General features: G+C 61.0%; 14 protein-coding genes. 2 read left to right on the forward strand and 12 right to left on the reverse strand.

Annotated features, from left to right (window positions below; translation table 11 throughout):
• Genes hisC through hisG form a run of 3 tightly spaced genes read right to left on the reverse strand, consistent with a single transcriptional unit; the run spans nucleotide 1 to nucleotide 3,066 of the window.
• A complete protein-coding gene (gene hisC / locus RIN56_11735) occupies nucleotides 1-1,062 on the reverse strand; it encodes a histidinol-phosphate transaminase (GenBank protein ID MDR7867482.1) in 1,062 nt (353 codons plus the stop codon).
• Nucleotides 1,037-2,404 (reverse strand): histidinol dehydrogenase, encoded by a 1,368-nt coding sequence (hisD, locus tag RIN56_11740; protein ID MDR7867483.1) that lies wholly within the window; start codon nucleotides 2,402-2,404, stop codon nucleotides 1,037-1,039. Before hisD ends, hisC begins: the two co-directional genes overlap by 26 nt.
• Nucleotides 2,404-3,066, reverse strand: a complete 663-nt coding sequence (hisG, locus tag RIN56_11745) for an ATP phosphoribosyltransferase (protein MDR7867484.1) — start codon at nucleotides 3,064-3,066, stop codon at nucleotides 2,404-2,406. The genes hisD and hisG overlap by 1 nt, the downstream gene beginning before the upstream one ends.
• 145 nt (nucleotides 3,067-3,211) lie before the next feature.
• On the opposite strand from hisG, the gene RIN56_11750 reads away from it, so the two are divergent.
• Complete coding sequence (locus RIN56_11750) at nucleotides 3,212-4,162, forward strand: D-2-hydroxyacid dehydrogenase (protein ID MDR7867485.1); 951 nt, start codon at nucleotides 3,212-3,214, stop codon at nucleotides 4,160-4,162.
• A 49-nt stretch (nucleotides 4,163-4,211) separates the two neighbouring features.
• On the opposite strand, the gene RIN56_11755 is transcribed toward RIN56_11750, so the two are convergent.
• From RIN56_11755 to RIN56_11765, 3 genes are read right to left on the reverse strand one after another with little or no spacing between them, the layout of a single operon-like run.
• Nucleotides 4,212-4,739, reverse strand: a complete 528-nt coding sequence (locus tag RIN56_11755) for an HD domain-containing protein (GenBank protein MDR7867486.1) — start codon at nucleotides 4,737-4,739, stop codon at nucleotides 4,212-4,214.
• Entirely contained in the window at nucleotides 4,723-5,925 is a 1,203-nt protein-coding gene (gene hisZ / locus RIN56_11760) for an ATP phosphoribosyltransferase regulatory subunit (protein ID MDR7867487.1), read from the reverse strand. Before hisZ ends, RIN56_11755 begins: the two co-directional genes overlap by 17 nt.
• Nucleotides 5,922-6,227, reverse strand: a complete 306-nt coding sequence (locus tag RIN56_11765; protein MDR7867488.1) for a YerC/YecD family TrpR-related protein — start codon at nucleotides 6,225-6,227, stop codon at nucleotides 5,922-5,924. Before RIN56_11765 ends, hisZ begins: the two co-directional genes overlap by 4 nt.
• Nucleotides 6,228-6,418: 191 nt before the next feature.
• Between RIN56_11765 and RIN56_11770 the strand changes: the two genes are divergently transcribed.
• Entirely contained in the window at nucleotides 6,419-7,225 is an 807-nt protein-coding gene (locus RIN56_11770; GenBank protein ID MDR7867489.1) for a MetQ/NlpA family ABC transporter substrate-binding protein, read from the forward strand.
• Between the two features lie 342 nt (nucleotides 7,226-7,567).
• Here RIN56_11770 and RIN56_11775 read toward each other — a convergent pair whose 3' ends face one another.
• From RIN56_11775 to purD, 6 genes are all read right to left on the reverse strand, one after another.
• Nucleotides 7,568-10,654 carry an efflux RND transporter permease subunit gene (locus RIN56_11775; protein MDR7867490.1) on the reverse strand — a complete coding sequence of 1,029 codons (3,087 nt, stop codon included), beginning with the start codon at nucleotides 10,652-10,654 and terminating at the stop codon, nucleotides 7,568-7,570.
• The gene (locus RIN56_11780) at nucleotides 10,651-11,745 is read right to left on the reverse strand and encodes an efflux RND transporter periplasmic adaptor subunit (GenBank protein MDR7867491.1); all 1,095 of its coding nucleotides are present in this window, start codon (nucleotides 11,743-11,745) and stop codon (nucleotides 10,651-10,653) included. The genes RIN56_11775 and RIN56_11780 overlap by 4 nt, the downstream gene beginning before the upstream one ends.
• Nucleotides 11,746-11,808: 63 nt before the next feature.
• Nucleotides 11,809-12,390: a TetR/AcrR family transcriptional regulator gene (locus tag RIN56_11785; protein ID MDR7867492.1), complete on the reverse strand. Its 582-nt coding sequence runs from the start codon at nucleotides 12,388-12,390 to the stop codon at nucleotides 11,809-11,811.
• A 213-nt stretch (nucleotides 12,391-12,603) separates the two neighbouring features.
• Nucleotides 12,604-13,236 carry a TetR/AcrR family transcriptional regulator gene (locus tag RIN56_11790; protein ID MDR7867493.1) on the reverse strand — a complete coding sequence of 211 codons (633 nt, stop codon included), beginning with the start codon at nucleotides 13,234-13,236 and terminating at the stop codon, nucleotides 12,604-12,606.
• A 68-nt stretch (nucleotides 13,237-13,304) separates the two neighbouring features.
• Nucleotides 13,305-13,817, reverse strand: coding sequence for a DUF456 family protein (locus RIN56_11795; GenBank protein MDR7867494.1), 513 nt, complete (start codon nucleotides 13,815-13,817; stop codon nucleotides 13,305-13,307).
• A gap of 28 nt (nucleotides 13,818-13,845) precedes the next feature.
• Complete coding sequence (gene purD, locus RIN56_11800; GenBank protein MDR7867495.1) at nucleotides 13,846-15,123, reverse strand: phosphoribosylamine--glycine ligase; 1,278 nt, start codon at nucleotides 15,121-15,123, stop codon at nucleotides 13,846-13,848.
• Between the last annotated feature and the right edge of the window lie 110 nt (nucleotides 15,124-15,233).

Below are 15,233 nucleotides of genomic sequence, written 5' to 3' on the forward strand. Positions count from 1 at the left end.
CTACACCTCACCACGGATAAATTTCCCGGTGGCCGCCAGAAACAAATCGTTCTCGGCCGCCGTCCCGACTGTGACCCGCAGGCAGCCTGCTAAGGCCGGCGCGGCGCTGAAATCCCGCACTCCTACCCCCCGGGCGGCCAGATAATCGGCCAGTTCCTTGGCGCGGCTGCTCCTTAAGAGCAGGAAGTTGGTCGCCGACGGGAATACCTCGACGGCGGACATTTCCCGGAGGTTCGCCGCCACACGCTCCCGTTCGGCCATTGTCCGGACGATGCCGAGCGCGAACTCGCTCCTCATCTCCCAGGCAGTCTCGGCGGCCGCCAGCGAAAATGCGTTTATGTGATAAGGCAGCAGCACCTTGCCGATGGCGGCGATTATCTCCTTGCCGGCCGCGGCGTAGCCCACACGGGCGGCGGCCAGGCCGTACGCTTTCGAAAAGGTGCGGGCGACGATCAGGTTGGGATACTTGCCGAGAAGCGGCAAGGCCGACTGCCCGGCGAATTCGCCGTAAGCTTCATCAACCACCACCGGGCAACGGGCGCCGGCCACGATGTACTCCACCGCCTCCAGGGACATCGCGCCGCCGGTGGGATTGTTGGGATTGCAAAGGATAATCAGGCCCGCCTGCTCTTGCAGGGCGGTGGTGAAAACCTTCTCAGGCGCGAGCGCGAACCCGGCGTCGAGCTCCACCGTCAACGGCTCGCTATCGGCCAGCCGGCAATATATCTTGTACATCGAAAACGACGGGTGCGGATAAACGATTTTCCGCCCCACACCGCCAAAAACCCGGCAGATGGCCGCCAGCACCTCGCTGGAGCCGTTGCCGAGGGCTATGTTTTCCGGTTCAAGCCCCAGCCCGACGGCCAGCGCCTTCTTGAGACTGTGCTGGCCGATTTCGGGGTAACGGTTGCCCGCAATTGCCGTAAGGCGTTCGGCTATCCTCGCCTGCACCGCCGGCGGCAGCGCCTCGGCCCGTTCGTTGGCGTCCAGCTTGACCGGCCAGGCGATATCGGGAACATAGTACGACTTAATACTGTCAAGTCCGGGACGAATCTGCCACATCTTTACGCCTCCTTATCCGTACCGCATTGGCGTGCGCCTCCAGCCCTTCGGCGGTCGCCAGGCGGATGACGTCCTCGCCCGCCGCGCTCAGAGCCGCCTCGGTGTAAGCGATAACGCTCGTTCTTTTCATAAACGTCTCGACCGACAGTACCGAGTAGAATCTGGCCGTGCCGCCGGTCGGCAGCACATGATTGGGGCCGGCCAGATAATCGCCCAGCGGCTCGGGCGAATACGGCCCTAGGAACACGGCGCCGGCGTGCCTTACCGCCGGCAGCAGGGCAAACGGATCGGCGGTCAGAATCTCCAGGTGCTCGGGGGCGGCGATGTTGGCAAGCTCCATCGCGGCGTTGATATCGCCGGTGATGATGATCAGCCCGTTGCGCGCCAGCGCCTCGCCGGCGATGTCGGACCGCGGCAGGGCGGCGAGCTGGCGGGCCGTCTCCCGCTCGACCGCCGCCGCCAGAGCAGGACTGTCGGTGATCAATATGCTCGCCGCCAGCACATCGTGCTCGGCCTGACTCAGCAGATCGGCGGCTACATAAGCCGGATCGGCGCTGCCGTCGGCGACGATGAGGATTTCGCTGGGACCGGCGAGCATATCGATGTCGCAGTAACCATACACCGCCTTTTTCGCCAAGGTGACGAAAATGTTGCCCGGTCCGGTAATCTTGTCCACCTTGGGCACGGTGGCGGTGCCGAACGCCAGGGCGGCAATCGCCTGGGCGCCGCCCGCCTTGATCACCGTCGTGACCCCGGCTGCCTCGGCGGCGGCCAGCACATAAGGATTAACGCTGCCGTCCCTCGCCGGCGGAACAGCCATGATAATCTCAGCAACCCCGGCCACAACCGCCGGCACGATATTCATAATCACCGACGAAGGATAAGCCGCCGTCCCGCCGGGGACATACACGCCCACCCGTTCGAGCGGCAGGCACCTCTGACCGAGCTTCGCCCCATGCTCCCGCTCGGTCAGCCAAGACTTCGGCACCTTCTCGGCATGGTAGCGGCGGACATTGGCGATCGCCTTCGCGAGCGACGCCATAACAGCAGGTTCCACCGCCTCTCTGGCGGCGGCAAATTCAGCCTCGCTCACAACCATCGTGTCAGGCGTCAGCCGCGGGCCGTCAGTCAGTTCGGTATAACGCAGCAAAGCCGCGTCGCCTTCCCCGCGGACGTCGGCGATAATCCTCGCCACCACCTCGGCCGCCGTCAGCTCGCGGCCGAACATCGCTTTTACCCGGGCGCGCGCCCCTTCGCCCAGTTCCACAGCGTCAAAAGGCGGCTTCACGAGAAAAGGCTTTATTTCTTCCAAAGATTTATTGCGGGCGTCGATCATTTTCATCATCTGTTCTCGCTTTCGGCCAACCGCCTGAGATCCTCGGTCAACCGGTTGATGCGGTCGAATTTCATCTTGAAACTCACCCGGTTGGCGATGAACCTGGCGGTCGCCTGGTTCATCTGGGCGACCTCGGCGAGCTTGTTCTCCTTAAGGGTACGACCGGTTTCCACCAGATCGACGATCATCTCCGCCAGCCCGACGATCGGGGCAAGTTCGATCGAGCCGCCAAGCTTGATTATCTCCATCTGGATGCCGGCATCGCGAAAAAACCGTTCGGCCGTGTTGGGGTATTTGGTCGCAACCCGCATATGGGCATAGTCGGTCAATTTCTCCCGGCGCAGCGCCTCGGGCACGGCCACCACCATGCGGCAAAGCCCGAACTTGAGATCGAGGAGTTCGTAAACATTCTTGTTCTCTTCCGCGAGCACGTCCTTGCCGATTATACCGACGTCGGCGGCGCCGTACTCTACGTACGTGGGAAGGTCAGCCGTCTTAGTGATGACGAACCTGATCTTTTGCGCCTCGTTGGCGATGACCAGCCGCCGGGAATCCTCGCTCAGCCCGTCGGCGGTGTAGCCGGCGGCGACCAGCAGTCTGGCGGCCGGTGCAAACAGTTTCCCCTTCGGCAGAGCGATCGTCAGGTAATTCATATCACTGGAAGTCATCAGCGCACCCTCGCTTTAGTTATTTAAAGTATTAACATGGTAATATGATATCACCGAGACAATTGATTCGTCAACCCCTCAGTAGGAATTTTTACGTATGTGTAGAAGTATTTGACAGATAATAATCCTCGTAAGGGGGCTCAACATGAGCGCGCTCAACATACTCGTCCTCAACAACCTGGCCGACCGCCACAAGGACGCCATCACCGCCGCGATGCCAAGCAGCACCGTGACCGTAACCGACCTTGAGCATGCCGGCGAACACATTGCCGCTACCGATATCCTGGTCACCTGGGGCTGGACGGACATCCGCCCCCTTTACCTGGTTGCGCCCCGCCTGAAATGGGTCCACGCCCTGAGCGCCGGGGTGGAAAGCCTGACCTTCCCGGAGATCCAGACCAGCGACACCATCCTCACCAACTCCAAAGGCATTCACGGCATCCCGGTGTCCGAGCACATCTTCGCGATGATGTTGGCCTTCACCCGCGGCCTCAACCTGCTCATCCGCCAGCAGCAGGCCGTCATTTGGAACAGGGTGCCCACGGATGAAATCCACGAAAAGACCATCGGCATCGTCGGTCTCGGCAGCATCGGCCGCGAAATCGCCAAAAAAGCAAAAGGGCTGGGCATGGAAGTCGTCGCCACCAAGCAGGAGATGACGACCGAGATCTTCGTCGACAAGCTCTATAAGCCCGAACAACTCCATGAGATGCTCGGCGTCTCCGACTTCGTGGTCTCGGCAGTGCCTCTGACAGACAAGACGGCCGGCCTGTTCACCCTCGAAGAATTCCGGGCCATGAAACCCACCGCCTATTTCTTCAACATCGCCCGCGGCGCCGTCGTCCGCGAAGCCGATCTGGCGATCGCCCTGCAGCTCGGCGTAATCAAGGGCGCCGGCCTCGACGTGTTCGAGAACGAACCGCTGCCGGCCGACAGCCCGCTGTGGGCGATGGACAACGTCATCGTCACCCCGCACCTCGCGGCCATTTCGCCCTACTACCTCGACCGGGCCGTCAAGCTGTTCGTTGACAACCTTGTCCGCTACACCCAGAACCGCGAGATGTTCAACATCATCGACAAGGCTAAAGGCTATTGATAAGTAATAATGTTTCAAGGGCCAAAAGGATTATTCCTTTTGGCCCTTTTCAATGCAAATCGTCCGCTTCGCGCAATATCGTCAGCTCCGGCGGCTCGCCGGGCGACCGCGGCCAGTGGTGCCGGCGAATTATCGCGAGCAGCCGCTCGTCGGCGCCGATGTCCGCCAACACGGCCGCGCTCCGCTCCGGGTGATGGAAATAAACATGGAGGGCGTGGCGGAGATTTGCGACTCTGCCGCCGCGGCCCGGCCGCCCCCAGCCTGCGGCCTTTCCGGGAGCAAACCGGTGCGCAAGGACGGCGAATGTCTTATCGAACGTGCTCACATCTCCCTTGACCTTGCCGACGTCATGCAGGAGGGCGCACCGCGTCAGCAGCCCGGCATCGACGCCCCCCCGCCCGGCGGCGAGGCGGCGGGCGGTAAACGCGACCCTGAGAGAGTGGCACTGATCCGGCAGGTTCATCGCGAAAAACAGCGCCTGTTCGGCGGGTGTGAGCCACGAAGCTACGAACTCACGGTCAGCCGCCGTCACCTTGGCGGTCAGCGCGGCAAAAACCTGTTTAACCCTGCGCCACATTGCCGTCGAAGTACATCAGCCTGGCATAGCCCTTGGCCGCCTGTGCCGTTTCCGCCTCTGAACGCGAACAAGCCTCCAGGGCCATCTCCACCGTAAATCCCTCGCGGCGCAGGCGGTCGGCCTCGGCGATGGCGACTGCCAGCGCCCCTCCCCCCCAGGCCACGTACGCGTCGCGCACTGCTTCCGGCGGCGCTATTCCCTGCCGTTCCAGCGCCAGCAGGATTCTTTCGATCCCCATGGCGAAGCCGGTTGCGGGACAATCCACGCCGAAAGCGGCCACCATATTGTCGTAGCGACCGCCGCCGCACAACGGGAAACCGAGCCCCGGCGTATAGCCTTCGAAAACCATGCCGGTATAATAATCGAAATCGCGGATAAGGCCGAGATCGAACGTTACATAGCGCTCCACGCCGTAGCCGGCGAGGAGGCGGCGGATGTCGGCCAGATTGTCGAGGGCGGCCCGGCTGGTATCGTTGCCGACAAGCCGGTAGGCCTCGCTCACCACCTTATCGCCGCCGTGCAGCAGCGGTATTTCGCGGATAAGCCGCTGAGCGTCGGTACTCAGCGAACTGCCGGCCAGAATCTCCCCCAGGCCGACAAGATCGCGGCTAACCATGCATTGCTTGACCCGTTGCTGCTCGGTGGCCGTCAGGCCGCTTTCCGCCATCACGCCGTTAATGAACTGAACCTGGCCGAGACCGACCTGAAAATTCGTCAACCCCGCCTCCAGCAGCGCGGCGACCGCCAGAGCCACCACCTCGGCGTCGGCCGCCGGCCCGCCCGCTCCCAGCAGCTCCACCCCGGCCTGGTAAAATTCGCATTGCCGCCCGGCCTGCGCCTGCTCCTGGCGGAAAACGTTCGTCAGGTAAAAAAGGCGCAGCGGCGGAACGCTCTCGCGGAAACGGGTCGCCGCCACCCTGGCGATCGGCGTGGTCATATCCGGCCGCAGGGCGAGGATGGCGTTATTCTTGTCGAAAAACTTGAACAGGCTTTGCACAAGATCGCCGCTGACGCCTACCGTCAGCGTCTCCAGATATTCGAAGGTCGGCGTCACGACCTCGTCATACCCCCAGCGGGCGAACAGGCCGGCCAGGGCATTCTCGGCCGCCCGTTTGCGCCGTGCGTCGCGGGGGAGAAAATCTTTGGTCCCGTAAGGAATCTGGGGTAAAAACTGGCTTTTGCTCATTTCGTCTCTTCACCATCCAGGCGTGCAATAATCGTTTTGTAACCATCCGCGCCATAATAAAGGCAGCGTTTGACCCGGCTGATCGTGGCCGTGCTCGCCCCCGTCCTCGCGACAATATCGTCGTAAGTGCGGCCGTGCTTGAGCATCCGGGCCACCTCAAGGCGCTGGGCCATCGCCTTCAGTTCGCCGATTGTGCAGATATCCTCAAAAAACTGGTAGCACTCCTCCGCTGTTTCAAGAAGAAGCACCCCGGCGAAAAGCTGATCGTTGAGGGGATCTTTCAGCCTCGGATTTACCGGCATAAAAACAACTCCTTTACCCTCCGCATCTGTTTCCTAATTATTCGGCCTTTCCCAGCCCCGTTCCTGCTTCACTTCTTTTATTCTTTAATTTGTGAAAACGCTTATACATCCTACTTGCAAAAAAAGCCGGCTGCAGTATAAACTGTCATTAGCGACGCCCGCAGCCGCTTTTTAGCATATGGAGGGTTCCCATGAAAAAATCCCTTCTGCCGATAATCGTCTTTGCCGCCATCGCCGCCCTGCTTGCCGGCGTTTTCGGTCCCGCCGTCCACACGAGCGGCAGCAAACTCAAAGTGGCCACGACATCCGGCCCCCACGCCGAGATCCTGTACGCGGCCAGCGAGATGGCGGCCAAAGACGGCCTGGAGATCGAAATACTGGAGTATGATGACAACCTCAAGCCGAACGCCCTCCTCCTCGCGGGCGACGTCGGCGCAAACAGCTTCCAGTCGCTGCCCTACTTCGAAAGCGTAGTCGCCGACCGCCGGCTGCCGCTGGTGGCAGTGGCCAAGACGGTCGCCTTCCCCGTGGCGCTGTACTCGAAAAAAATCGCCCATACCGCCGACCTGCCCGCCGGGGCGACGGTCGCCATCCCCAACGACCCCATCGGCGGCGGGCGGGCCTTACTGCTGCTGGCGAAAACCGGCCTTATAGCCCTGCGGCCGGGCGCCGGCCTGCAGGCGGCCACAACCGACATTGTCGCCAACCCCCGCAGGATAGGCATCATCGAGGTGGACGCCGCCGATATCGCCCGGCGGCTGCCCGAATTCGACCTCGCGGCCATGGGCAGCGCCTACGCCGTCGCCGGCGGCTTCGTCCCGGCCCGCGACGCCATCGCCAGCGAGGGAGCCGATTCGCCTTTTCCCCACATCATCGCCGTTCATGCCAAAGACAAGGATAACCCTGCGGTCAAAACGCTCATCGCCGCTTACCATTCCGACCACGTCAAGGACTACATCGGCCGGCGCTTTCAGGGTGCGGTCGTCGCCACCTGGTAAAGATGTCCTGATATGTATACACAATGAGCACTTGAAAAACCGCCAGTAATGTCTTATAATAAAGACAAAGGGACGAGCAGAAAAGACAAAACTGACAACCGGGAAATGGGGTGATTCCAGTGAATGGTCCTGACGGAACTCCAACCCAAGCCCCTGGTCTTCCTGCCGATGACGAATCTATGGATCTGACCTGGGACCCGCAATTCAATATCGGGAACTGACGACACGTTTGCGTTTGCCGGCAAACGGTTAGCGGTACAATTTAAATTGTACGAAAAGAAGGGGGAGCGCTTTAAGCGCTCCCCCACGTGTTTTTACCCGCCTGTTCGTCCGTCGCCCACCCTAATGCCCGGCCGTGTGTCCGCTTTCCGAAGCCGGGGCTTCCCGGTCCGGCGCCGCCACCTTGAACCAGGCCGCGTACATCGTCGGCAGGACAAGCAGGGTCAGGACAGTCGCGAAAAACAACCCGCCGGCGATTGCCACCGCCATCGGACCCCAGAAGGCGCTGGGCAGCAGCGGAACCATCCCCAGGATGGCGGCCGCGGCAGTCAGCATTATCGGCCTAAACCGCAGCACCGCCGAATCGACGATCGCTTCCCACGGCGATGCCCCGTCCTTTATATGCTGCTCGATCTGGTCGATGAGAATTACCGAGTTGCGGATAATCATCCCGCCCAGCGCCAGGATGCCGAGCTCGGCCACGAAGCCGATGGGGCGCTGGGTCAGCAGCATCGCGATACTTACGCCGATGATACCCAGCGGCGCGGTAAGCAGCGTCAGCAACATCAGCGAAATCCGCTGCAGTTGGAGCATCAGCAGCGTGATGATAACGATAACCATCGCCGGCACCGGCTGCACGAGGAATCCGATCGATTCCTTGCTCCTTTGCAGCGAACCGGCGATTTCGATGCTGTAGCCCGGCGGCAGCTTCTCCCGCAGCGCGGCGAGGCTGTTAAAAGCCTTCTGGCTCGCATCGTTGCCGGTAATCCCCGGCACAACATCCGCCTGGACGGTAATCGTCGGCTTCAGGTCCCGACGCCAGATCAGCCCTTCCTCGGCCTCGAAGCTGATCCTGGCGACCTGCTCAAGCGCCACGTATTTTCCGCCGCCGATATGGACGGGGAGATTCCTGACCGCGGAAAGATCCTTCCTGTCCCGGTCTTCGAGGCGGAAAACGACGGCGATCGTTCTATCCTTCTCGCGAAACTCCGTGATCGGCGCCCCCGACAGCTGCATCTGCAGGCTCGACGCCAAGCTCTGGCTGTCCACCCCCAGCAGCCGCGCCTTATCCTGATCGACAGCCAACCGCATTACCTTGTTCTTCTCGTTCCAGTCGAAATTAATATCCACCAGATTGGGGTCGCCCGCCAGTTTATCAGCCACCTGCCCGGCAATCCCCCTTACCTTTTCATGCTCGTAGCCGCTGACCCTCAGCATCACCGGATAAGGGGACGGAGGACCAGTCTGAATCAGCTTCACATGGCCGCGCACGTTCGGGAAGCTGCCGTCGAGCAACTTGTCGATCTTCCCCTGCAAAGCGGCCCGCGCCTGCAGATCCTTCGCCACAATAACAAACTGGGCATAATTCGAACTCGACAGCACGGGATCGGTGGTCAGTACGAAGCGGGGCGCCCCCTGGCCGACATAGTAACTGTAGCTGTCGATCTCGGGATCGTCGGCCAGCAGCCCGGCCATCCTCGCCGCCTCAGCCTCCGTCGCCCGCAGCGACGAACCCTCCGGCAGCGTCATCTCGACGATAATCTCCGGCCGCACCGAGGGCGGAAAGAATTCCTGCCTGACGAATGTCAGCAGGAAAACCGACCCCACGAACGACGCCGCCGTCACCGCGAGAACCAGCTTGCGGTTGTGGAGGCACCAGGTCAGCACCTGCCGGAATAGCCGGTAAAACCGCGAATCGTAGATATCGTGCCCGCCTTCGCCCGCCACCTTTGCTTTAATCAGCTTATAGCCCAGCAACGGGGTAACGGTAACCGAAACAAGCCACGACAGCAGCAGCGCGATCGTAATCACCGCGAACAGGCTGCTGGTGAATTCGGCCGCGTTCCCCTTGGCGAAACCTATCGGGATAAAGCCCGCGCAGGTTATCAGCGTGCCCGTCAGCATGGGAAAAGCGGTCGCCTTGTAAGCGTAACAGGCAGCCTCAAAGCGTTCCCATCCCTGTTCCAGCTTGACCGACATCATCTCAATGGCAATGATCGCGTCGTCCACCAACAGCCCCAGGGCGATAATCAGCGCCCCCAGCGAAACCTTGTGCAGATCGATACCCGCGATCTTCATCGCCGCAAAAACCCCGGCAATGACCAGCGGGATGCACAGCGCCACCACGATCCCCGAGCGTACGCCCAGGCTGAGGAAACTGACGGCAAGCACAATAATGATTGCTTCCCGCAGCGACTTCACGAATTCGCCGATCGACTCCTCGACAACCTTGGGCTGATTAGCCACCTGAATTATCTCCAGCCCCAGCGGCAGATCCTTTTTTATCTGCGTCAGCGTTTTGCTCAGTTCCTCGCCCAGTGTAAGGATATTGCCCCCCTTATCCATCGACAGCGCGATACCGATCGCCGGCTGGCCGTTGACGAACATCTTCGGGTCGAACGGCTCCACATAGCCCCGCTCGACCCTGGCGATATCGCCGAGCCGGAAAGTACGGCCGGCCCGGATAGGCAAGTTGCGGATGCTCTCCAAATCCTCGAACAAACCGGATACGCGCAAATAAACATTATCCGTCGCCGTCTCGATCATCCCCGAAGCCGTCATAGCGTTCTGCGCCCTGATGGTGTTTATTATCACGGATGGGTCGATGCCCAACTTGGCCAGTTTGCTATTTTCGATCTCGACATAAATTTTTTCCGTCTGGACGCCGATCAGTTCTACCTTCTTGACATTCTTCACACCCAGCAGAATGCGGCGGATCTTCTCGGCCCGGTCCCGCACCTCCTCGTACGAAAACCCGTCGGCGGTCAGCGCGTAAATACACCCGAAAACGTCATCGAAGCGGTCGTTGAAATAGACCCCCGCCACCCCCGAAGGCAGCGAGGCCTTAATATCGTTGACCTGATTGCGCACCTCCACCCAAGTGGGGCGGACATCGCTTTCCTTCAGCGACTCTTTCAGCATAACGTAAACAACCGCCTGACCGGGACGAGAATAGCTTCTGAGATAATCCAGCCCCGGCGTGTCCTGCAGCTTCTTCTCGATCTTATCGGTGACCTGCTCCTCCACCTCGCGGGCCGTCGCCCCCGGCCAGACGGCGGACACGACCATCTGGCGGATGACAAAATCGGGGTCTTCCATCCGCCCCAGTTGGCGGTAAGAAAAAACACCCATGATAAATATCAGGATAATAAAATAGTACACCAACCCTTTATGGTTAATCGCCCATTCGGTCAGATTCGTATTCTTCATCGACCGTCACCCGTGCGCACCTTCTGGCCCCCGCGCAACTTATGCACGCCCGCCGTGACGATCGTCTCGCCCTCCCTCAGTCCCTCCGTCACCTCGACCCTGCCGTCCCCGAACGAGCCCACCTTAATCTTCCTGAGGGCTACGGCGCCGTTATCCACCACCCACACGCCGGGGTAATCCCCGGTCTGATAAACTGCCGACAGGGGAATATAGGCGGTCTTTCCTTTTCCCGGCCCTGTGGCCGGAGCCGCCACCGTCACCGTCGCCGTCATGCCGAGCTTTACCTCCGGCGGGCAAGCGGGCAGACTGACCCGCACCTTATAAGTACGGGAAACCTTATCCGCCATGGGGGCCACCTCTCTCACATTGCCGACAACCGCCATCCCCGGCAGCGCCCAGAAGCTCACACTGATCGGCCCAGCCTTGCGCAACTCCTCGCCGCGGTTCTCGGGGACATCGATCTCCACCTCCCGCTCGCCGTCTCGCACCAGGGTAACGACCGCCTGGCCGGCGCTCACCACCTGCCCCACCTCGGCATTCACGGCGGAAATAACCCCCGCCCCGTCGGCCTGCAAAACGCTATACCCCAGCTGGTTCGAGCTCTGGGCATGCTGGGCCGAAGCCTGGCGTGCGGCAGCCAGCGCCGCGTCGTATGCGCTCTGATACTGCTCGTACTGCGCGCGGCTGACCGCCTGCTGTTCATAAAGCTGCCGGTAACGTCGCAGGTTGCTCTCCGCCAGCCTCAACTGCGACTCGGCCGAATAAACCTGCGCCGAGCTCACCGCCACCGCCTGGCTGATATCCTTCGGGTCGATTTCCATCAGCGTATCGCCCGGGTTAACCGTGCTGCCGAGGTCGACGGTCCGTCTGACAATTTTCCCGCTCACCTGGAAAGCGAGCTGGCTCTCGTACCGCCCCCTCACCTCGCCGGAATAGCTTACCGACTGCCCGGCCCCTTCCATCCTCACAACCTCAGTGCGGACGACCGGAGCCTCCTCCCTGGCCTTCTCCTTGCTCCCGCACCCCGCCAGCAAAAAGCAACCCGCAATAACCGTCACCGCGATCAGGCCCACCATCGGCTTTTTCCGCATACACTATCGCCCTCCAAATCTGAACAGCGCCCGCTTCCCGGCAATCGCACACACGCGCGCAGGTTATTTCCTGACAAGCGCGTTAACGACAAAATCGACCAGCACCTCGGTGCAATAACCCTGCTCCTCTTTCCCCGGCGCAAACCTGGCTGTCCGCATATAGCTGAACGACTGAAACAGCTTTAGCCCCGCGTACGCCACGACCTCCGCATCCACGTCCCTGATCCTTCCCTGCCGTTTCCCCTCCTCTATTATCCCGGCGATGATTGCGATCAGCTCGTCGTCGATAAGCCGCTGATGCTCGGAAGTTAAAAAGGTCGAAAACAGGGCGTAGTCATCCCTCAGCAGCCTTGTCAGGAAATTGTCCTCGTTAAAATACGCGATCCCCGTCCTGAGCAATTGCAGGAGGCGGTCGAGAGGATCGGCGACTTCGCCCATCCGGGCGAAAATAACATCCCGCGCTGTCCGACATTCGCGCATAAACAGGCAGTTGAACAAGTTCTCCTTGTCCCCGAAGTGCGCGTACACCGTCTTTTTGGAAATGCGGCAATCCCGGCTGATCTCGTCCATCGTCGTCTTCTTGTAGCCGAAGCGGTCGAACCGCTCCCGCGCCTTGTCGAGGATAATTGCCTTGATATCTTCCATATTTACCCCCAAAAAATTAACCGTTGCAGCTCCAATAAACTTCGCTCCTTATAAACTATTATAGTATTTCAGTTTCCAAACATCAACAACATCCTTCCCCGTCGCCCCTGAGGTCGGCCGGAAAAACGAAAAACCCCTTTCCGGCCGCCAGGTCGGGAAGGGGTCCGCTCAATTTGACTATCCGGTCAACGCCGGCTATTTAAAAGGGCCGGGTTACTTCCGAGCCATACCGTACAGGAAAGTTTCCGCCACCTCGCGGGCCGATTCATCCACATCATCCACGAACTGCTGAAATGCCAATGCCACGATCACGCTGAACAAAGCGTAGGAAGCGTGTTTGACATTGACCTCCCTGAGCAGGCCCTGGTCGATGCCTTCCTGCAACACCTTAGCCAGCAGGCCGATCGTGTGGCTGAACCCTTCCCGGTACTTGTCGCGGGTCTCCGGCTTCACATAAGACAGTCCGTCACTGCCGAAGCCGCGGATCTCGTGCATCATCACCCGCCAGAGGGCAGCGTTGTCCAAATAAAACCGCAGAAAAAGCCTGATCATCGTCTGCAGCTTCTCCAGCATAGGCTGGTCAGCATCCGCCGCCTGCTGCAGCGCCGTCTCGAACGGCTGGCTGCGCTCGCGGATAAGGGTGTAGAAAAGCTGCTCCTTATTGTTGAAGTAATTATACACCGTACCCTTGCCGGTATCCGCCAAAGCGATGATCTCATCCACCGTCGCCCGGTGGTAACCCTTGCGGGAGAACACGGCGTAGGCGGCCTCAAGAATTTGCTGGCGCTTGGAGCGCGAATCGTCGCCATGCTGGTCTTCGCGGTAATAGGCCATGGTAACCTCCATGCTCTTTATATCTTTAATTATAGGAGGCCCACGGAAGGCTGTCAACGCAAAATTGACTAATCGGTCAGTCACCATGCCAGCCGTGCGATGATCGCCGTCGCCATCCCAACAGCTACCGCCAGCTTAAACAGCGTGCCGACCAGCAGGCCGGCAGCCGCACCCAGCGCCACCCGCGCCGCCTTCTCCCGGTCGCCCGTCTTACTGTACTCCGCGGCATAGCTCAGTCCAAACGCCCCCGCCACCGCCCCGGCCAGTGTCCCCAGCACCGGCACCACTGCCGACCCAAGGACCGCTCCGGCCAGGCCACCCAGCAGCGCCGCTCCCATCGCCCGCCACGAGGCTTTCTGCCGTTTCGCCCCCAGCATGCCGGCCACAAACTCCACCGCCTCGCCGAGAACGAACAGGCCGCCGAGCACGAACAGAAACCCGCTGTCGAACCGGCTGAACCCCTCGAAGAAACCATAGCCCACCGCAACCAGCAGGATGACGAAATTGCCCGGCAGCGTAAAGAGCGTCAGCCCCACCCCCAGCAGCAGCACCAATATCAAAACGATATTCGCGGCGATCAAAGACAGCTCCATTGCGTCACCTGCCTCTATCTCCCCTTTATTATTTTCTCAGTCTATCAATCACCCTGCGGGCGATATCTCGCCGCCAATGCGCCCCCGCAAAGCTGATTCCGTCTACGGCGGCGTACGCCTTCTCGATCGCCCGCAGCACATCTCTATCCATCGCCGTCACGCCCAGCACCCGGCCGCCGTTCGTGACTACAGCGCCGCCCTTCAGAGCGGTGCCGGCGTGGAAAACCACCGCCCCCGCGTCCGTAGCAGCGTCCAGACCGCTGATGACATCCCCCTTGCCGTATTCCCCCGGATAGCCGCCGGCAGCCATAACCACACACACCGCCGCTTCGTCCCGCCAGGCCACCGCAGCCTTATCCAGCGTGCCGTCGACGCACGCCTCCAACACCGTCGGCAAGTCGCTCTCCAGCAGCGGCAGCACAACCTGGGTCTCGGGGTCGCCGAAGCGCGCATTGAACTCCACCACCTTCGGCCCCGCGTCGGTAATCATCAGGCCGGCGTACAGGCAACCGCTGTACGGGCACCCCTCGGCGCGCATCGCAGCCACCGCCGGCTGAAGGATCTCCTGCATCACCCGCGCCAGCACCGCCGGCGTAACCACCGGCGCCGGCGCGTACGCGCCCATGCCGCCGGTATTCGGTCCCCGGTCGTCGTCGAACACCCGCTTGTGATCCTGAGCAGACACCATCGGCACGACCGTCTTGCCGTCGGTGAACGCCAGCAGCGAGGCCTCCTCGCCCTGCATGAACTCCTCGACGACCACCTGCGTCCCGGCCGTCCCGAAAACGGCGTCCGTCATTATCATATCGACCGCCGCCAGCGCTTCCGTCTCCGTCATCGCCACCACCACACCCTTGCCGGCTGCCAGGCCGTCGGCCTTGACGACAATCGGGGCGCCCTGCTCCTTAATATACGCCTTGGCGGCAGCGGCGTCGGTAAAGACGCCGTACCCGGCGGTAGGTATCCCGTACTTGCGCATGAGGTCTTTCGCGAACGCTTTCGAGCCCTCAATCCTGGCCGCCGCCTGCGTGGGGCCGAAAATCTTCAGGCCATGGGCGGCGAAAACGTCGACCACCCCATTGGCCAGCGGCGCCTCCGGCCCGACCACCGTCAGATCTATCTTCCTCTCCCAGGCGAACGTGACCAGGGCAGTGTTGTCGTTCACATCGACGTCGACACACTCGGCCAGACCGCCGATGCCCGGATTGCCGGGCGCGCAGTAAATCTTCTCCACCCGCGGGCTGGCCGCCAGCTTCCACGCCAGAGCGTGCTCCCGCCCGCCGCCGCCGATCACCAAAACACGCATTAATATCACCTCTTATATTTGTTCAAAGGCTTATTAAATGGCTCAGGCCATTCAGAAAGCCCCAGATGCAAGGCGCACCGGAGACTGCCACCGGAAGCGTACACGAACGT

It is taken from the genome of Sporomusaceae bacterium, assembly GCA_031460455.1.
In the GTDB taxonomy this organism is placed as follows: domain Bacteria; phylum Bacillota; class Negativicutes; order Sporomusales; family UBA7701; genus Anaeroselena.